Consider the following 17,804-nt stretch of genomic DNA (forward strand, 5'->3'; position numbering starts at 1 on the left):
ACTGCCGCCTGCGGCAAGGAGCCGTCTTATTGGCGACACAGATCAAATGTGGGAGCTGGCTTGCCTGCGATAGCGGAGTGTCCTTTTGCTCATCAGTGACTGAAGGACCGCAATCGCAGGCAAGCCAGCTCCCACAGGTTTTAACCGCGCTCAGCCTTGAGGATTTCGTAATCACGCAATTTATTGGCGATGGTGGTGTGCGATACCCCCAACCGCTTGCCCAACTGCCGACTGCTCGGGTGCTCGGCGTACAAACTTTCCAATACCGCCTTCTCAAACCGCCCGACGATGTCTTCCAAGCCGCCCTCCAGGGAAAAATCGCCAAGCGGCTGACGCACCCCGTAATCCGGCAACCGAATATGCTCCGCCTTGACCATCCCGCCCTCGCACAACGACACCGCCTGGAACAGCACGTTTTCCAATTGCCGTACGTTGCCCGGCCAGTGGTAGTGGCTCAGGCGATCCATCGCGGCGGGCGCCAGTTTGGGCAATGGGCAGCCGATCTGCCGGCTCGCCTGGTCAAGGAAGTGATCCACCAAGGGCGCCAGCCCATCGAGGCATTCGCGCAGCGGCGGGATGTGCAGGGACAGCACGTTGAGGCGGTGATAAAGGTCCTGCCGGAATTCGCCACGGGCGCACAGTTCAGACAAGTCCACTTGGGTAGCACAGATCACCCGCACATCCAGGTACACCTCTTCATCGCTGCCTACGCGGCGGAAGCAACCGTCCTGCAAAAAGCGCAGCAACTTCACCTGCAAGCGCGCGCTCATTTCCCCCACGCCGTCGAGAAACAGCGTACCGCCCGCCGTCAGCTCCAGCAGCCCCAGCTTGCCTTCGGCGCGTGCGCCTTCGAACGCGCCGGGGCCGTAGCCGAACAGCTCGGTCTCGGCCATGGACTCCGGCAGGCCGGCGCAGTTAAGCGCCATCAACGGCGATTGACCACGCGGGCTGGCCAGGTGACAGGCACGGGCCAGCAGTTCTTTGCCAGTGCCGGTTTCGCCTTCTATTAATAGAGGCGCATCCAGCGGCGCCATGCGTCGCGCTTCGCGAACCACGGCGGCCATGACCTTGGAACTCTGGAAGATGCTGTCAAAGCCGCGCAGCTCCTGCTTGCGCACGTTGTAGATGCGTTCACCGACGCGGTCGGCGCGGTGCAACGTCAGCACGGCGCCGGCCATGGCCTCGCTGTCATCATGTTCGGACGATTGCAGTGGCGCGATGTCCGCCAGGAACACGTCACCCTTGACCTTGACCCGCAGGCCGTTGATCCGCGATTTACTCGCACGCACCAGCTCCGGTAAGTCGAAGTCCTCGGCATACCGTGACAGCGGAATCCCCGGCACTTCATCCACCCGCACCCCGAGCAACTGGGCCGCCGCACGGTTGGCGGCGACGATGGAACCGCCCATGTCGATCGACAGCACCGGAAACTCCAGGGCGCCGAGCAGCGCATTGAGTTCCATGTGCCGGCGCTCGCTGGGCATCAGCCCTACCCTTTTCACCCCAAACACGCCGGCAATCGCCTCGAACTGCGGGCGCAGCGCCTGGAACTGCATGTTCACCAGGTTCGGGCAGTACAGGTAAATGGCATTGCCATGCTCACCGCCGACCTCGCCCTTGGCGACGTTGACACCGTACTCCACCAACAGGTTGAGGATGTCCCGCAGGATGCCGATGCGGTTCTGGCAGTGCACTTTGATACGCATGAAAAGGCCCGAAAGTTGGGTAAGCGCCGCGTCTTTTTGTCGCTGGGCGCAGATAGTCGTCAAGATTATGTGACAGCTTTGGGGGTTTTCCCAGCCCAACACAGCAGCAAACTCGACATCCGTAACGAATACTTTACGAAAAACGGTAAACTTTCCTACTCAGAGGCGTTTTAAACAGATGGAATCCCGGCGCGCGCGGGTTATCAATAGGCTCAACGCAGGACATAACAAGAACGAATGCCTAGCAGGAGAGCCGTATGAAGCAGACGCAGTACGTGGCCCGCGAGCCCGATGCGCAAGGTTTTATCCATTACCCGCCAGAAGAACACGCGGTGTGGAACACCCTGATCACTCGTCAATTGAAAGTGATTGAAGGGCGCGCCTGCCAGGAATACCTGGACGGCATCGACAAGCTCGGCCTGCCCCTGGACCGAATCCCGCAATTGGGCGAGATAAACAAGGTGCTGGCCGAAACCACCGGCTGGCAAGTCGCCCGCGTGCCTGCGCTGATTCCCTTCCAGACGTTCTTCGAATTGCTCGCCAACAAGCAGTTTCCGGTGGCGACCTTTATTCGCACCCGCGAAGAACTGGATTACCTGCAAGAGCCGGACATTTTCCACGAGATCTTTGGCCATTGCCCGCTGCTGACCAACCCCTGGTTTGCCGAATTCACCCATACCTACGGTAAGCTCGGCCTGGCGGCCACCAAGGAGCAACGGGTGTACCTGGCGCGCTTGTACTGGATGACCATCGAGTTTGGCCTGGTGGATACACCCGAAGGTCGGCGCATCTACGGTGGCGGTATTCTGTCGTCGCCCAAGGAAACGGTGTACAGCCTGTCTTCCGAGCCTGAACACCAAGCCTTCGATCCGCTGGAGGCCATGCGCACGCCGTATCGCATCGATATCCTGCAACCGCTGTACTTCGTGCTGCCAAACCTCAAGCGCCTGTTCGAAGTCGCGCAGGAAGACATCATGGGCATGGTTGAACGCGGGATGCAGCTGGGGCTGCATGCCCCGCTCTTCACCCCAAAGGCAGTCCCCCCGAAGCCCAAGGCTGCTTGAACCCTACATCTTAAGGCCAGGTGAGTCTGTTCCCTGGCCCCGCGTTGCTTTAGGGTAACGCTACTGACCTTCAAACATTCGAATTCAGGACACCTCCATGACCACCTTGAACCAAGCCCACTGCGAAGCCTGCCGCGCCGATGCCCCGCAAGTCAGCGATGAAGAACTGCCGGTGCTGCTCAAGCAGATCCCCGACTGGAACATCGAAGTCCGCGACGGCGTGATGCAGCTGGAAAAGGTTTTCCTGTTCAAGAACTTCAAATTTGCCCTGGCCTTCACCAACGCCATGGGTGAAATCTCCGAAGCCGAAGGCCATCACCCAGGCCTGCTCACCGAGTGGGGCAAAGTCACCGTGACCTGGTGGAGCCACTCCATCAAGGGCCTGCACCGCAACGACTTCATCATGGCCGCACGCACGGACGAAGTGGCCAAGGACGCCGAGGGCCGCAAGTAATGCATTTCGATGCCATTGGCCGCGTGCCCGGCGACCCGATCCTCGGGCTGATGGACCTGTATGCCCAGGACACCAACCCGAACAAATTCGACCTGGGCGTGGGCGTCTACAAGGATGACCAGGGACTGACGCCGATTCCACACTCGGTGAAGTTGGCCGAGCAGCGCCTGGTGGACACGCAAACCACCAAGACCTACATCGGCGGCCACGGTAATGCTGCGTTCGGCTCGCTGATCAGCGAACTGGTGCTCGGCGCAGAGTCGGCGCTGATCCGTGAACGCCGCGCCGGCGCCACCCAGACCCCAGGCGGCACCGGCGCCCTGCGCCTGAGCGCCGACTTCATCGCGCACAATCTGCCCGGCCGTGGCGTATGGCTGAGCAACCCGACCTGGCCGATCCACGAAACCATTTTCGCCAAGGCCGGGATTAAGGTCAGCCATTACCCATACGTGGGTGCAGACAACCGCCTGGATGTGGCGGCGATGCTCACTACCCTGTCCAGCGTGCCAGAGGGCGATGTGGTGCTGTTGCATGCCTGCTGCCACAACCCGACCGGTTTCGACTTGACCCAGGATGATTGGCGCCAGGTGCTGCAGATTGTGCGTGAGCGCCAGTTGCTGCCGCTGATCGACTTCGCCTATCAGGGCTTTGGCGATGGCCTGGAGCAGGACGCCTGGGCCGTGCGCCTATTTGCGGCCGAGCTGCCGGAAGTGTTGGTCACCAGTTCCTGCTCGAAGAATTTTGGCCTGTACAGCGACCGTGTGGGCGCGTTGATCGTGTGTGCGGCGGATGCCGAGAAGTTGACGGATGTGCGCAGCCAGCTTGCTAACACGGCACGCAATCTGTGGTCGACGCCGCCGGATCACGGCGCAGCCGTGGTGGCCACGATTCTGGGCGATGCCGAGCTGAAAAAGCGATGGAGCAATGAAGTCGAAGCCATGCGCTCGCGGATCGCCCACCTGCGATCCGGGCTGGTGGAGGCGTTGGCGCCCCACGGTTTATCGGAGCGGTTTGCCCATATTGGGGCGCAGCGCGGGATGTTTTCCTATACCGGCTTGAGTGCCGAGCAGGTCAAGCAACTGCGGGAGAAGCACAGCGTGTACATGGTGAGTTCGGGGCGGGCTAACGTGGCGGGGATTGATGCGACGCGGTTGACGTTGCTGGCTCAAGCCATCGCCGACGTCTCCAACTGACGAAACCGAATCAGAACTGTGGGAGCTGGCTTGCCTGCGATGGCGGTCTATCAACAAAAAATGTGGGGCTGACACACCTCTATCGCAGGCAAGCCAGCTCCCACATTTTTGACCGTGTGAAGCCTTTAACTTGTGACCAGTTCAGCCTTCAGCAGTGCCTCTTTCGCCTGCGCATCCGCCAACCGATACAACTCGATACTCCCATCCCAGTGCTCGATCAACGCCGTGCACGACTCCACCCAATCCCCGCAGTTGAGGTAATCCACCTCGCCCACCTTACGAATCTCCGCATGGTGGATATGCCCGCACACCACGCCATGCAACCCGCGCTTGGTCACTTCGTGGGCGATCGCTTCTTCGAAATCGCTGATGAAACTCACCGCCGTCTTGACCTTGTGCTTGAGGTACGCCGACAGCGACCAATAGCCATAGCCATACCGTGCACGCCAATGGTTCAGCCAGCGGTTCAGCGTAAGAGTGAACTCATAGGCCGAGTCGCCGAGAAACGCCAACCAACGGTGATAGCGGGTGATCACGTCGAACTGATCGCCATGGATCACCAACAGATGACGGCCATCAGCAGTCACATGCACCGCCTCATCCACCAGTTGGATATTGCCCAGGATCAGCTTGGAGTAGCGGCGCAGGAATTCATCGTGGTTGCCGGTGACGTAGATTACCTCGGTGCCGCGCTTGGCCATGGTCAGCAAGCGGCGGATCACGTTGGTGTGGGCCTGGGGCCAATACATGCCGCCGCGCATTTTCCAGCCGTCGATGATGTCGCCTACCAGGTAAACCTTATCGGCGTGGTAGCCCTTGAGGAACTGCGATAGATGTTCGGCCTGGCAATCCCGGGTGCCCAGGTGCACGTCGGAAATCCACAAGGTACGAACCCGTTGCTTACGGCTGGGCTTGACGAACTCGGCACTGGTCATGGGCATCCCTCGACGCTGTTTTGGCGAGCTTGCGCCTTGGCGGTTAATAGCCCATGACAGCTGTGCGTCAGTCTGATGACAGCGCCGGCCGGCGACGAAGCGTTGTAGACTGGCTTGGCTATCCAGGAACATGCAGCCTAGGAGACCGCGATGAGCCCCACTCTCACGCTACGCCACTACCTCGACACGCCCATCGCCCACAGCCATGACCATGCGCAATTGGTGTTCGGCCTGTCCGGGCACCTGGATTTCGAAGTGGACGGCCGTGGCAGCCAGGTGCGCGAAAGCAGCGTGATGGTGCTGCCCTTCTCCGCGCATCATGCCTGCGGCAGCCGCGATGGCAGCCGCTGCCTGGTGCTGGATGTGCCCACCGAGCATTGGGTGCTGCAATCGTTGGGCGAACATGCCGATGCCAGTCGCCGCCTGCTTGATCAACCCACGCGACTCGCCCTGGATTCGCGGCAAAGCCAACTGGTGCAATGGCTGGCGCAGAGCCCGGTGGATGATCCGCTGATCGTCCAGCAAGGCGCGGTGCTGTTGTTGGCCAGCCTCAATCACCCGCTGGCTCAACCGCTGCCGGGCCGGCGCCTGCCGTACGAGGCATTCAATGCGCATATCGAGCGCCACGTTGCGCACCCACTGCAGGTAGCCGACCTGGCGCGCATCGCAGACCTGTCGGTGGCGCGCTTGCACGCGCGGTTCATGGCGGAATGTGGGCAGACGCCGATGGACTATATCCGCCGCCGGCGCCTGCACATGGCCTTGGACCTGCTGCGCAAAACGCCGTTACCCATTGGTGAAATCGCCGATCGCGTCGGCTATACCTCGCAGAGCGCATTTGCGGCCGCGATGCTGCGTGAGTTTGGCGCCTCGCCGGGCGCATTGCGACGCAACGCGTAGGAAGAGTCTCGCAATAAAAATCGCGAGCCGGACGACAGACGCCTGCACGACAGACCCACTAGACTGCGCTTCTGTCACCCGCTTGATTCAAGGATCACAATGACTCCCCGCTCAGCCCTCGGCGCCCTGCACATCGGCGCATTGATGTTTGGCCTCACCGGTGTATTCGGCAAACTGGCGGCCGCCTCGCCCGCCATCATCGTCTTTGGCCGCGCTGTGTTTGCCGTGGTTGCCCTGGCACTATTTGCACGGTTCGCGAGCAACACTGCCTGGAAAAAGCTGGAGCTGCGCGACTGGCGCCGGCTGCTGGTCAGCGGCGTATTGCTGGCCGCGCATTGGGTAACGTTCTTTATTGCCGTCAAGGTGGCCGGCGTGGCCGTCGCGACCCTGGGGTTTACCGCGTTCCCGGCCTTTACCGTGATCCTTGAGGGACTGATTTTCCGCGAGCGCATTCGCGCCAATGAAGTGCTGTTGGTGGTACTGGTCAGCATCGGCCTGGTGCTGGTCACGCCGGACTTCAACCTCGCCAGCGAAGCCACCGGCGGGTTGCTCTGGGGGATCGCTTCGGGGCTGCTGTTTTCCCTGCTGTCACTGAACAATCGCGCCAGTTCCGGGCGCATCCCTGCGGTGCAGGCGGCGCTGTGCCAGAACGTGGTGGTTGCAGCGTGCCTGTTGCCCGTGGCAGCACCTGGGCTGGCGGACGTGCGGGCGATTGACTGGCTGTGGATCGGCTTGCTCGGCGTGTTCTGCACGGGCCTGGCCCACAGCTTGTTTGTCGCCAGCCTCGCGGTGATCAAGGCGCGCACGGCTTCGGTGGTGTTTGCCATGGAGCCGGTCTACGGCATCACCGCAGCCTGGCTGCTATTTGCCGAAACCCCGACGCTGCGCATGCTGCTCGGCGGTGTGCTGATCATCGTCGCGATCGTGTTGTCGGGCTTGATGGGCGGCGCCAGCCAGGCCAAACAGCCTGCGGCAACGGCCTGATCTCTAAAACTTACTGCGTGCGGTCGTTGTGCCCCAGGTCACGTTGCGGGTCGATCTGGTCGCGCACGCGCTGCTTGAGCACCTTGGCTTCAGGGAAGCCGCCGTCGGCCTTACGCTCCCAGATCTGCACGCCATCGCAGGTGATGCGAAACGCGCCGCCGGTGGCGGGCGCCAGTGACACTTTGCCCAGGTCATCGGCAAACGTGCTCAACAATTCCTGCGCCAGCCAGGCGGCGCGCAGTAGCCACTGGCACTGGGTGCAATAGGTGATAACGATCTCGGGTTTGATCGAAGACATAATTTGAGAAGCTCCAGGCGTAACGGGCTTGGCGGATCGAGTGGCTATAATACCGGCCTTTATCGTCCAGCCTTGAGATTCATGATGCGCCGCCTGCTGTCCTGCCTGTTTCTGTGCTTGCTTCCCCTTGTTGCCGATGCCGTTGAAACGCCACGCCCGAAAATCGGCCTGGTGCTGTCCGGTGGCGCCGCCCGTGGGCTGGCGCATATCGGCGTACTCAAGGCGCTAGAGGAGCAAGGCATTCAGATCGATGCGATTGCCGGCACCAGCATGGGCGCGGTGATCGGCGGGCTGTACGCGTCGGGGTACAAGATCGATGAGCTGGAAAAACTTGCGCTGAGTATCGACTGGCAACAGGCGCTGTCTGACGCACCGCCTCGGGAAGACGTACCGTTCCGGCGCAAGCAGGATGACCGGGATTTCCTGGTCAAACAGAAACTCAGCTTCCGCGATGACGGCAGCCTCGGCTTGCCACTGGGCGTGATCCAGGGCCAGAACCTGGCACTGCTGCTGGAAAGCATGTTCGCCCACAGCAGCAACACGCGTAACTTCGACAAGCTGCCAATCCCCTTCAGAGCCGTTGCCACCGATATCACCACGGGCGAAAAGGTGGTATTCAGCAAGGGCCACTTGCCCCAGGTGATCCGCGCCAGCATGTCGATCCCGGCCGTGTTCGCGCCAGTGGAGTTGGACGGAAGACTGCTGGTGGACGGCGGCATGACCGACAACATCCCGCTGGATGTGGCACGGGAAATGGGCGTGGATATCGCCATTGTCGTGGACATCGGCACCCCGCTGCGCTCGCGCAAGCAACTGGCCACGGTGGTGGACGTGCTTAACCAATCCATCACCCTGATGACCCGGCGCAACTCCGAAGAGCAACTCAAGGACCTGCACCCCAAGGACGTGCTGATCCAGCCGCCGCTCGCTGCCTATGGCGTGACCGACTTTGGCCGCGCCAAGGACATGATCGACGCCGGCTACCGCGCTACCCGCGCCCTCGATGCCCGCCTCGCCCATCTGCGCCCCGTCGAGCCAATCGACCCGCAATTGATGGCGGCCCGTACCCCAGGAGAACGCACGCCGACAATCACCGCCATCAGCGTGGAAAACGACTCGAAAGTCAGCGACGACGTGATCCGCTACTACATCCGCCAGAACCTGGGCGAGCCGCTGGACCTGGGCCGCCTGCAAACGGACATGGGCACCCTGTATGGCCTGGATTACTTCGAGCAAGTGCAATACCGCGTGATCAAGAAAGGCAAGGAAAACACCTTGGTGATCAGCGCGCGCGGCAAGCGCAGCGGCACCGATTACCTGCGCCTGGGCCTGAACCTGTCGGATGACATGCGCGGCGATAGCGCCTTCAACCTTGGCGCGAGCTACCGCGTGAACGGTATCAACCGCCTCGGCGCCGAATGGCTGACACGGGTGCAGATCGGTGATCGACAAGAGCTGTACAGCGAGTTCTACCAGCCGATGGACACTGGCTCGCGTTACTTTGTCGCCCCTTATATCAGCGCCCAGGCGCAGAACGTCGAACTGATCCTGGACAACGACCCCATCTCCGAATACCGCCTGGAACGCTACGGTTTCGGCTTGAACGTAGGGCGCCAGATTGGCAACAGTGGCGAGATCCGCTTCGGCGTCGGTGAAGCCTGGGGCAAGGCGGACGTGCGCATCGGCGACCGCGACCTGCCCAGCGTGAGTTTCAGCGAGGGCTTCTATGAGCTGAAGTACTCCTTCGACACCCTGGACAATGTGTACTTCCCCCACACCGGCGAAGACATCGGCCTGGCCTACCGCGAATTCGAACCGGGGCTGGGCTCAGACCAGCGCTACCGCCAATGGGAGTTCAAGCTGGACAAGGCCATGAGCCACGGCCCGGACACACTTGTGCTGGGCGGGCGCTATGGGCGCACACTGGATGATTCGGATGTGGTGATTTCCAGCTTCCTGCTGGGGGGCGCGCGGCAGTTGTCGGGCTTCCGCCAGGATGCGATCTCGGGCCAGAACATCAGCTTGATGCGGGCGGTGTACTACCGCCGGCTGACGCCACGCTCGTACCTGCCGCTGGATTTCCCGTTGTACCTGGGGGCGTCACTGGAACGCGGCCGGGCGTGGAACAACGACAATGAGTTCGACAGCGGCTATATCAACGCGGCGAGTATTTTCCTGGGCTTTGATACACCGTTGGGGCCGCTGAACTTCAGCTATGGGTTCAACGATGACAATCAGAAGGCGGTGTATCTGAACCTGGGGCAGACGTTCTAGGGCTGCCACAGCACGAATGTGTGGGCTTGTTGTGGCGAGGGAGCTTGCTCCCGCTGGGGCGCGAAGCGGCCCTAAAAAGATTAACTCGTTTTTTCAGATAGACCGGGGTCTGCCATGGGGTTGCTGCGCAGCCCAGCGGGAGCAAGCTCTTTCGCCACAGCAAGCCCCATTATCAATCCGCCGTATCAGGACTTTTCCAGGTTCGCCAGGATGTGCCCGTGCACGCGCATGCACACACTCAAATCGGCTTCATCCACCCCTACAAACAACTCATGACGCAACGCCGTGGCGATCGTCTCGATCTGCTCGATCAGTGGCCGGGCGGTATCACACAGCAGGATGCGCTTGGCACGACGGTCTTCCACCACCGCCTGGCGTTGCACCAGGCCTTGGCCTTCAAGGCTGTCCAGCAGCCGGGCCAGTGTCGGCCCTTCCACGCCAACGCTTTGCGCCAACTCACGCTGGGTGGGCGCTTCTTCGAAACGGGCAAGGTGCAGCAGCACCAGCCAGCGAGCTTGGGACAAGCCAAGCCCCGCCAAACGGCGGTCCAGCTCGGCGCGCCAACCACGAGACATCTGCGCCAGTTGCATGCCAAATCGGTGTTGATCGGTTAACGGCATAAAAAACTCTTGTTTTAGACTGAAAATAAAGTGTGGCTAATTATTAGTCAGCTAAGCATGAGCTTTGCCAGTAGGCAAGAGTTGCTATGTACTGATCTATTACATTGTCGTAATTGGCGCACTAAATCTCGAATTCAGACTGCAAAGCCGCCCGCACGCAGTACAAAACACCCTCAGGAACACGGCCGGTAAACAGCGGCGCGATCTCCGCCACAGGTGGCAATTCGCCCTCTCCGTCGAGAAACGCATCCTGGATTTCGCCGAGCAGATCCTCTGGCAAATCAAGCGCCTGCTCCAACGACAACTGCTGCTTGCCGATGGATTCCGCCAGCAAGGTGTAGACGTTCTTTTCCGAGCATTGCAGTTGGCCGGCGATCTGGATCGGGGTCATGCCGGCGCGTGCCAGGCTGATCAGTTCGTGGCGGATATCGGCGACTTCCTTCGGCGCTTCGGCCTGGCCGCCGAGCACTTCAAGGAAGGCCTGGCCGTAGCGCTCCAGCTTGCGTGCGCCCACGCCACTGACGCGCGCCATCTCGGCCATGCTGGTGGGTTGCTCGCGCAACATCTCCAGCAGGGTGGAATCGGGAAAAATAACGTACGGCGGCACGCTGTGTTCCTGCGCCAGTTTGCGGCGCAGGGTGCGCAAGGCCTCCCACTGCTCGCGCTCTTCGCCACGCACCAACTGACTGGCCTGGCTGGTGCTGCTCTTGGCGGTGGTCTGCGGCTTGAGGTCGCGGCGCAGCTCCAGGCTCACTTCGCCCTTGAGCAACGGTCGGCAGCTGTCGTTCAGGCGCAGGCCGCCAAAGCCCTCGATATCGATGTCTACCAAGCCCCGCGCAACCATCTGCCGGAACAGTGAGCGCCACTCGCCCTCGGCGCGGGCCTTGCCGACGCCGTAGACCGAAAGTTTCTCGTGGCCGAAGCTGCGCACTTTCTCGTTGTCCTTGCCCAGCAACACGTCCACCAAATGACCGACGCCATAACGCTGGCCCGTGCGATAAATAGCGGACAGAGCCTGACGCGCCGGCTCCGTGGCGTCCCAGGTCTGCACGCCATCAATGCAGTTGTCGCAATGGCCGCAAGGCTCAGGCATGTCTTCGTCAAAATACGCCAGCAAGGTCTGGCGACGGCAACGGGTCTCTTCACACAGCGAGAGCATCGCGTCGAGCTTGTGCTGCTCCAGGCGTTTGTGACGCTCGTCGCCTTCGGAGTTCTGCAGCATCTGCTTGAGCATCACCACGTCTTGCAGGCCGTAGACCATCCAGGCATCCGCCGGCAGGCCATCACGGCCGGCGCGACCGGTTTCCTGGTAGTACGCCTCGAGGGATTTAGGCAGGTCCATGTGCGCGACAAAGCGCACGTTGGATTTGTCGATGCCCATGCCGAACGCGATGGTGGCTACCATGATCAGCCCCTCCTCATTGAGGAAGCGCTTCTGGTGAGCAGAGCGCGTTTCGTTGGGCAGGCCGGCGTGATAAGGCAAGGCCGGATAACCTTGCTCGCAGAGGAACGCGGCGACTTCATCAACTTTTTTACGCGACAGGCAGTAAACGATGCCCGCGTCGCTGCGCCGCTCGGACAGGAACGCGAGCAACTGCTTGCGTGGCTGCTCCTTGGGCACAATGCGGTAGAAAATATTCGGCCGGTCAAAGCTCGACAGAAAGCGCTCGGCGTTCTGCAGGTGCAGCCGCTCGACGATTTCTTCGCGGGTGCGCTTGTCGGCGGTGGCCGTCAGGGCAATCCGCGGAACGTCGGGGAACAACTCAGCCAATTGCCCCAGTTGCAGGTATTCGCGACGGAAATCGTGGCCCCATTGCGATACACAGTGGGCTTCGTCGATGGCGAACAGGGCGATTTCCAGGCTCTGTAGAAAGGCCAGCATGCGCGGCTGCACCAAGCGCTCAGGGGCCAGGTAAAGCATTTTTACTTCACCGCGCTTGATGCGGGCCGCCAGGTCGCGCTGTTGCTCGGCACTGAGGGTAGAGTTCAAGGCCGCCGCAGCGACGCCGAGCTCTTCCAGGGTTGCCACCTGGTCGTCCATCAGTGCGATCAGCGGCGACACCACCACCGCCAGGCCATTGCGCAACAGCGCCGGCACCTGGAAGCACAACGACTTGCCGCCCCCGGTAGGCATCAAGACCAGTGCGTCACCACCACTGGCCACGCGCTCAATGATCGCACCCTGGCGGCCACGAAAACTGTCGTAGCCGAAGATGTCCTTGAGGACGCGTTGAGCCTGCTCGAGCATGTAAAACTCCAAAATAGTGCGGAAATCCCTCTGTACAGGCTGGTCGAAAAAACCCGGTCTCACGGGAAATAATCCGTAAGCGAAGTTTTCGCGCGCTGGGTTTGGCCTGCAAGGGCATCACAAAACGCGGCAGTATACCCGAGCGATACCCGGCAAAGGGCGCCACTGACGAATTGCAGCCCGTCTCTAAAAGCGGGCAAATCTGCATGGCGGCTGGCCTGGGCGCTCAAGAAAGCCTAGAATTCAGCATCGTTTATTTCCAAGGTAGTCCTTCAATGTCCTTCGCTGAGCAACTAACCCGCCTGCAAGCCTTCCTCGACGCCGATGAGCTGCATGACGAGGCGCTGGACTACGTGGCCGCCCACGGCTATCTGACCGCCCTGTCGATCTGCGCCGAGGTCGTACCCGACCGTGAATGGATCGACGCCCTGTTCGCCGAAGAGCCGCACTACGCCGACGACGCGCAACGCGAAGAAATCGAATCCACCCTGTTGGCCCTCAAGGCCCACATCGGTCGCCAACTGGCGTCGGACGAAGAATTCGAGCTGCCATGCGAACTGGACCTGGGCGAAGAGCCGGACGACTCCGACCTGCGCGGCTGGTGCATCGGCTTCATGGAAGGCGTGTTCCTGCGCGAAGCCGCCTGGTTCGAAACTGCCGAGGAAGAAGTGAGCGAAATGTTGCTGCCGATCATGGTGGGCTCGGGCCTGTTCGACGACCAGCCGGAGTTCGCCGATATCGCCGCCGACGCCAACCTGATGGACGACATGATCGTACAGATCCCGGAAGCCCTCACCGCGCTGTACCTGCTGTGCAACGCCCCTGACGAAAAACCGGCGATCCTCAAGCCACGTCACCACTGAGTCGCTTGCCCGTGACACCCATGGGCAATCGTTCGCTGCTCCTGCGCTACGTGCTGCTGGCCATCGGCTGGTTGAGCGTAGCGCTGGGGGTGATCGGCATTTTCCTACCGGTCTTGCCGACTACGCCCTTCCTGCTGCTCGCCGCCGCTTGCTTCGCCCGAAGCTCCCCACGCTTCTACCATTGGCTGGTGCAACACCCGCGCCTGGGTCCGTGGATCCGCGACTACCTGGACGGCGACGGTATCCCTCTTAAAGGCAAGGTCTACGCCATCGGCTTGATGTGGTTGAGCATCAGTGTGTCCTGCTACCTGGTGCCATTGCCGTGGGCACGTGGCTTCATGTTGACCAGTGCCGTGCTGGTGACGATCTACATCCTGCGCCAAAAGACCCTGCCGCCTCGATAACGGCGGCGCCTGGCTTGCCTGCGAGCAAGTCCTCTGCGTAGCAGATGTCGAGCCTCGGCGAGGCTGCGTCAGCGGTGTGTCAGACAAGCCGCCAACGCAGCCTCGCCGGGGCTCGACAGCTGCTACGTGCTATGACATTGAAAATGTGTAGATACACCGCAGGTTCATTCAGAGAACGCGTCGCTGCGTTGCGGGCAAGTCGTGGCGTCGCACCGCGGGCGCCCACACGAACCACTCACCCGACCTTGGTCGACACTGACTAACCCCGAGCATCATGCGAGACTGTCCAACCGGGCCTGGAATGCCCGGGTGTTCCCATGCTCGGAGTTACCATGACGCTGTCCAGCGGGCTGATCGCCGCCGTTGCCCTGGCCTATATGGCCATAATGTTTGCCATCGCCTTCTATGGTGACCGTCGCCGTGCGCCACTGCCGCCGCGCATGCGTGCCTGGGTGTATAGCCTGTCGCTGGCCGTGTATTGCACCAGTTGGACCTTCTTCGGTGCTGTAGGTCAGGCCGCCGAACAGTTGTGGGCATTTTTACCGATCTACCTGGGACCGGTGCTGTTGCTGGTGTTGGCACCCTGGGTCCTGCAAAAGATGATCTTGATCAGCAAGCAGGAAAACATCACGTCCATCGCCGACTTTATCGCCGCGCGCTACGGTAAATCCCAATCGTTGGCGGTGGTGGTCGCGTTGATCTGCCTGGTGGGGGTACTGCCCTACATCGCGCTGCAACTCAAAGGCATCGTGCTGGGCGTCAATCTGCTGATCGGCGCTGGCGCCGACACCACCGGCACTCGTGCTCAAGACACCGCGCTGATCGTGTCACTGGTGTTGGCGCTGTTCACGATTGTCTTCGGTACACGCAACCTCGACGCCACGGAGCACCACCGCGGTATGGTGCTGGCGATTGCGTTTGAATCCCTCGTCAAGCTGTTCGCGTTTCTCGCGGTCGGCGCGTTTGTGACCTACGGCTTGTACGACGGATTCGGCGACCTGTTCAGCCAAGCGATGCTCGCCCCCCGCCTGGATGAATACTGGAAAGAGACCGTCAACTGGCCGTCCATGGTGGTGCAGACCGGTGTCGCGATGATGGCGATCATCTGCCTGCCTCGGCAGTTCCATGTCACGGTGGTGGAGAACATCGACCCTCAGGATCTGCGCCTGGCCAAATGGGTGTTTCCCGCGTATCTGATTCTTGCCGCGCTGTTTGTAGTACCGATCGCCTTGGGCGGCAAGATGATGCTGCCCAGCTCGGTAATGCCCGACTCCTACGTGATCAGCCTGCCGATGGCCGAAGCCCATCCCGCACTCGCCGTACTGGCGTTTATCGGCGGCGCTTCAGCGGCCACCGGCATGGTGATCGTGGCGAGCATTGCCTTGTCGACCATGGTGTCCAACGACATGCTGCTGCCCTGGCTGCTGCGCCGTTCCGGCGCCGAGCGACCGTTCGAAGTGTTCCGCCACTGGATGCTGTCGGTACGCCGGGTCAGCATCGTGATCATCCTGCTGTTGGCCTACGTGAGCTATCGCCTGTTGGGCTCAACCGCGAGCCTGGCGACCATCGGCCAGATCGCCTTTGCCGCCGTCACCCAACTGGCGCCGGCGATGCTCGGCGCACTGTATTGGAAGCAAGCCAACCGACGCGGTGTATTCGCGGGGCTCGCTGCGGGCACTTTCCTGTGGTTCTACACCTTGGTCCTACCGGTTACGGCGAAAAGCCTGGGTTGGTCCCTTAGCCTTTTCCCAGGACTGACGTGGATGCATTCGCACCCGCTGGGTCTGTCCGTCACCTCATTGACCTTGGGCACGGTGTTCTCCCTGGCGGGTAACTTTACGCTGTTTGTGTGGGTGTCGATGCTGTCCCGCACGCGGGTTTCCGAGCATTGGCAAGCCGGGCGGTTTATCGGCCAGGAAATCAGCCAGCGCGCCACCGCACGCTCGATGCTGTCGGTGCAGATCAGCGACTTGCTCAGCCTGGCCGCACGCTTCGTGGGTGAGGAACGGGCACAGCAAAGCTTCATCCGCTTTGCCTATCGCCAGGGTAAAGGCTTCAACCCCAATCAGAACGCAGACAACGAGTGGATCGCCCACACGGAGCGGTTGCTGGCGGGTGTACTCGGCGCATCGTCGACCCGGGCGGTGGTGAAAGCCGCCATCGAAGGGCGCGAGATGCAGCTGGAGGACGTAGTACGCATCGCCGATGAAGCGTCGGAAGTGCTGCAGTTCAACCGCGCATTGCTGCAAGGTGCTATTGAGAACATCACCCAGGGCATCAGCGTGGTCGATCAGTCCCTCAAATTGGTGGCCTGGAACCGGCGTTACCTGGAGTTGTTCAACTACCCGGACGGGCTGATCAGCGTCGGTCGGCCGATTGCCGACATCATCCGCTACAACGCCGAACGCGGCCTGTGCGGGCCGGGCGAAGCCGAGGTTCACGTGGCGCGCCGCCTGCACTGGATGCGCCAGGGCCGTGCGCACACCTCTGAACGTTTATTCCCCAATGGGCGGGTGATCGAGCTGATCGGCAACCCGATGCCCGGCGGCGGTTTCGTCATGAGTTTCACTGACATTACCGCCTTCCGCGAAGCCGAGCAGGCACTCACGGAGGCCAACGAAGGCCTGGAACGACGGGTGACCGAGCGCACCCATGAGCTGTCGCAGCTCAACGTAGCGCTCACCGACGCCAAGGGCGTGGCCGAGTCCGCCAGCCAGTCGAAGACGCGCTTCCTGGCGGCGGTCAGCCATGACCTGATGCAGCCCTTGAACGCTGCACGCCTGTTCTCCGCCGCCCTCTCGCACCAGAACGAAGGCCTGTCCGGCGAAGCCCGGCAATTGGTGCAGCACCTGGACAGCTCGCTGCGCTCCGCCGAAGACCTGATCAGCGACCTGCTGGATATCTCACGCCTGGAAAACGGCAAGATCAATCCGCAGCGCCAGCCTTTTGTACTCAACGAGCTGTTCGACACTTTGGGGGCAGAGTTCAAGGCGCTGGCCCAGGAGCAGGGTCTGCGCTTCCGCCTGCGCGGCAGTCGAGTGCGTGTCGACAGCGACATCAAGTTACTGCGGCGAATCCTGCAGAATTTTCTCACCAACGCCTTCCGTTATGCCGACGGCCCGGTGCTGCTGGGCGTACGTCGACGCAAGGGCGAACTGTGCCTGGAAGTGTGGGACCGTGGCCCCGGGATACCGTTGGATAAACAGCAAGTGATCTTTGAAGAATTCAAGCGTTTGGACAGCCACCAGACCCGCGCGGAGAAAGGCCTGGGGCTTGGCCTGGCCATCGCAGACGGCCTGTGCCGTGTGCTGGGCCATCGCCTGAGCGTGCGCTCATGGCCTGGCAAAGGCAGCGTATTCAGTGTGCGCGTGCCACTGGCGCGCAACCAGGCCAGCCCGCAGGTCAAGACACCACAGGAAACCGGCCTGCCGCTGAGCGGTGCTCAGGTGCTGTGCGTGGATAACGAAGAGAGCATTCTGATCGGCATGCGCAGCCTGTTGACGCGGTGGGGGTGTGAAGTGTGGACCGCGACGGACCAGGCGCAATGCGCGGCGTTGCTGGCGGATGGCGTGCGCCCGCAACTGGCCCTGGTGGACTACCACCTGGACCATGGCGAAACCGGTACTGAGTTGATGGGATGGCTGCGCGCGCAATTGGCGGAGCCGATTCCCGGCGTGGTGATCAGTGCCGACGGCCGCCCGGAGATGATGGCCGAGGTGCATGCGGCGGGGCTGGATTATTTGGCTAAACCGGTCAAGCCGGCGGCGTTGCGGGCTTTGCTGAGTCGGCATTTGCCGCTGTAGGCCGGTCCGACTGGGTCAAATGTGGGAGCTCGCTTGCCTGCGATAACGGTGGATCTTT

14 protein-coding genes are annotated in these 17,804 nt (G+C 61.5%); 9 read left to right on the forward strand and 5 right to left on the reverse strand.

What is annotated here, in order from left to right; translation table 11 throughout:
- Positions 1-140: 140 nt before the first annotated feature.
- The gene (locus AB4O35_RS26270; protein ID WP_065945451.1) at positions 141-1,706 is read right to left on the reverse strand and encodes a sigma-54-dependent transcriptional regulator; all 1,566 of its coding nucleotides are present in this window, start codon (positions 1,704-1,706) and stop codon (positions 141-143) included.
- Between the two features lie 257 nt (positions 1,707-1,963).
- Here AB4O35_RS26270 and phhA point away from each other — a divergent pair, with 257 nt between their 5' ends.
- The 3 genes from phhA to AB4O35_RS26285 all read left to right on the forward strand — a co-directional run bounded on the left by phhA (position 1,964) and on the right by AB4O35_RS26285 (position 4,417).
- The gene (gene phhA / locus AB4O35_RS26275; RefSeq protein ID WP_065945450.1) at positions 1,964-2,770 is read left to right on the forward strand and encodes a phenylalanine 4-monooxygenase; all 807 of its coding nucleotides are present in this window, start codon (positions 1,964-1,966) and stop codon (positions 2,768-2,770) included.
- Between the two features lie 97 nt (positions 2,771-2,867).
- Complete coding sequence (locus AB4O35_RS26280) at positions 2,868-3,224, forward strand: 4a-hydroxytetrahydrobiopterin dehydratase (protein ID WP_010208721.1); 357 nt, start codon at positions 2,868-2,870, stop codon at positions 3,222-3,224.
- Complete coding sequence (locus tag AB4O35_RS26285; RefSeq protein WP_065873763.1) at positions 3,224-4,417, forward strand: amino acid aminotransferase; 1,194 nt, start codon at positions 3,224-3,226, stop codon at positions 4,415-4,417. The genes AB4O35_RS26280 and AB4O35_RS26285 overlap by 1 nt, the downstream gene beginning before the upstream one ends.
- 125 nt (positions 4,418-4,542) lie before the next feature.
- Here the strand turns inward: AB4O35_RS26285 and AB4O35_RS26290 are convergent, their stop codons facing one another.
- Entirely contained in the window at positions 4,543-5,352 is an 810-nt protein-coding gene (locus AB4O35_RS26290) for a UDP-2,3-diacylglucosamine diphosphatase (RefSeq protein ID WP_049712134.1), read from the reverse strand.
- Positions 5,353-5,502: 150 nt separating this feature from the next.
- Between AB4O35_RS26290 and AB4O35_RS26295 the strand changes: the two genes are divergently transcribed.
- Entirely contained in the window at positions 5,503-6,252 is a 750-nt protein-coding gene (locus AB4O35_RS26295; RefSeq protein ID WP_065945449.1) for an AraC family transcriptional regulator, read from the forward strand.
- A 99-nt stretch (positions 6,253-6,351) separates the two neighbouring features.
- Positions 6,352-7,236 carry a DMT family transporter gene (locus tag AB4O35_RS26300; RefSeq protein ID WP_065881170.1) on the forward strand — a complete coding sequence of 295 codons (885 nt, stop codon included), beginning with the start codon at positions 6,352-6,354 and terminating at the stop codon, positions 7,234-7,236.
- Between the two features lie 10 nt (positions 7,237-7,246).
- On the opposite strand, the gene AB4O35_RS26305 is transcribed toward AB4O35_RS26300, so the two are convergent.
- The gene (locus AB4O35_RS26305) at positions 7,247-7,534 is read right to left on the reverse strand and encodes an Rdx family protein (protein ID WP_065873766.1); all 288 of its coding nucleotides are present in this window, start codon (positions 7,532-7,534) and stop codon (positions 7,247-7,249) included.
- A gap of 84 nt (positions 7,535-7,618) precedes the next feature.
- On the opposite strand from AB4O35_RS26305, the gene AB4O35_RS26310 reads away from it, so the two are divergent.
- Positions 7,619-9,808 (forward strand): patatin-like phospholipase family protein, encoded by a 2,190-nt coding sequence (locus AB4O35_RS26310; RefSeq protein WP_065881172.1) that lies wholly within the window; start codon positions 7,619-7,621, stop codon positions 9,806-9,808.
- A 185-nt stretch (positions 9,809-9,993) separates the two neighbouring features.
- Here AB4O35_RS26310 and AB4O35_RS26315 read toward each other — a convergent pair whose 3' ends face one another.
- Complete coding sequence (locus AB4O35_RS26315) at positions 9,994-10,428, reverse strand: MarR family transcriptional regulator (RefSeq protein WP_028617350.1); 435 nt, start codon at positions 10,426-10,428, stop codon at positions 9,994-9,996.
- Positions 10,429-10,549: 121 nt separating this feature from the next.
- Complete coding sequence (recQ, locus tag AB4O35_RS26320) at positions 10,550-12,676, reverse strand: DNA helicase RecQ (protein WP_065881174.1); 2,127 nt, start codon at positions 12,674-12,676, stop codon at positions 10,550-10,552.
- 275 nt (positions 12,677-12,951) lie between these two features.
- On the opposite strand from recQ, the gene AB4O35_RS26325 reads away from it, so the two are divergent.
- The 3 genes from AB4O35_RS26325 (at position 12,952) to AB4O35_RS26335 (ending at position 17,746) form a co-directional block, all read left to right on the forward strand.
- Positions 12,952-13,539 carry a UPF0149 family protein gene (locus AB4O35_RS26325; RefSeq protein WP_049712128.1) on the forward strand — a complete coding sequence of 196 codons (588 nt, stop codon included), beginning with the start codon at positions 12,952-12,954 and terminating at the stop codon, positions 13,537-13,539.
- Between the two features lie 20 nt (positions 13,540-13,559).
- Positions 13,560-13,943 carry a YbaN family protein gene (locus AB4O35_RS26330; RefSeq protein WP_065945448.1) on the forward strand — a complete coding sequence of 128 codons (384 nt, stop codon included), beginning with the start codon at positions 13,560-13,562 and terminating at the stop codon, positions 13,941-13,943.
- A 332-nt stretch (positions 13,944-14,275) separates the two neighbouring features.
- On the forward strand, positions 14,276-17,746 hold the full coding sequence (locus tag AB4O35_RS26335; protein ID WP_065873770.1) for a hybrid sensor histidine kinase/response regulator: 3,471 nt from the start codon (positions 14,276-14,278) through the stop codon (positions 17,744-17,746).
- Positions 17,747-17,804 lie beyond the last annotated feature (58 nt).

The sequence above is a fragment of the Pseudomonas sp. H1_A03 genome, assembly GCF_054685145.1.

Excerpts from the sequence above, each read along its gene's own strand:
- AB4O35_RS26270 (WP_065945451.1), bottom strand. The coding sequence starts at position 1,706 with ATGCGTATCAAAGTGCACTGCCAGAACCGCATCGGCATCCTGCGGGAC.
- phhA (WP_065945450.1), top strand. The coding sequence starts at position 1,964 with ATGAAGCAGACGCAGTACGTGGCCCGCGAGCCCGATGCGCAAGGTTTT.
- AB4O35_RS26280 (WP_010208721.1), top strand. The coding sequence starts at position 2,868 with ATGACCACCTTGAACCAAGCCCACTGCGAAGCCTGCCGCGCCGATGCC.
- AB4O35_RS26285 (WP_065873763.1), top strand. The coding sequence starts at position 3,224 with ATGCATTTCGATGCCATTGGCCGCGTGCCCGGCGACCCGATCCTCGGG.
- AB4O35_RS26290 (WP_049712134.1), bottom strand. The coding sequence starts at position 5,352 with ATGACCAGTGCCGAGTTCGTCAAGCCCAGCCGTAAGCAACGGGTTCGT.
- AB4O35_RS26295 (WP_065945449.1), top strand. The coding sequence starts at position 5,503 with ATGAGCCCCACTCTCACGCTACGCCACTACCTCGACACGCCCATCGCC.
- AB4O35_RS26300 (WP_065881170.1), top strand. The coding sequence starts at position 6,352 with ATGACTCCCCGCTCAGCCCTCGGCGCCCTGCACATCGGCGCATTGATG.
- AB4O35_RS26305 (WP_065873766.1), bottom strand. The coding sequence starts at position 7,534 with ATGTCTTCGATCAAACCCGAGATCGTTATCACCTATTGCACCCAGTGC.
- AB4O35_RS26310 (WP_065881172.1), top strand. The coding sequence starts at position 7,619 with ATGCGCCGCCTGCTGTCCTGCCTGTTTCTGTGCTTGCTTCCCCTTGTT.
- AB4O35_RS26315 (WP_028617350.1), bottom strand. The coding sequence starts at position 10,428 with ATGCCGTTAACCGATCAACACCGATTTGGCATGCAACTGGCGCAGATG.
- recQ (WP_065881174.1), bottom strand. The coding sequence starts at position 12,676 with ATGCTCGAGCAGGCTCAACGCGTCCTCAAGGACATCTTCGGCTACGAC.
- AB4O35_RS26325 (WP_049712128.1), top strand. The coding sequence starts at position 12,952 with ATGTCCTTCGCTGAGCAACTAACCCGCCTGCAAGCCTTCCTCGACGCC.
- AB4O35_RS26330 (WP_065945448.1), top strand. The coding sequence starts at position 13,560 with ATGGGCAATCGTTCGCTGCTCCTGCGCTACGTGCTGCTGGCCATCGGC.
- AB4O35_RS26335 (WP_065873770.1), top strand. The coding sequence starts at position 14,276 with ATGACGCTGTCCAGCGGGCTGATCGCCGCCGTTGCCCTGGCCTATATG.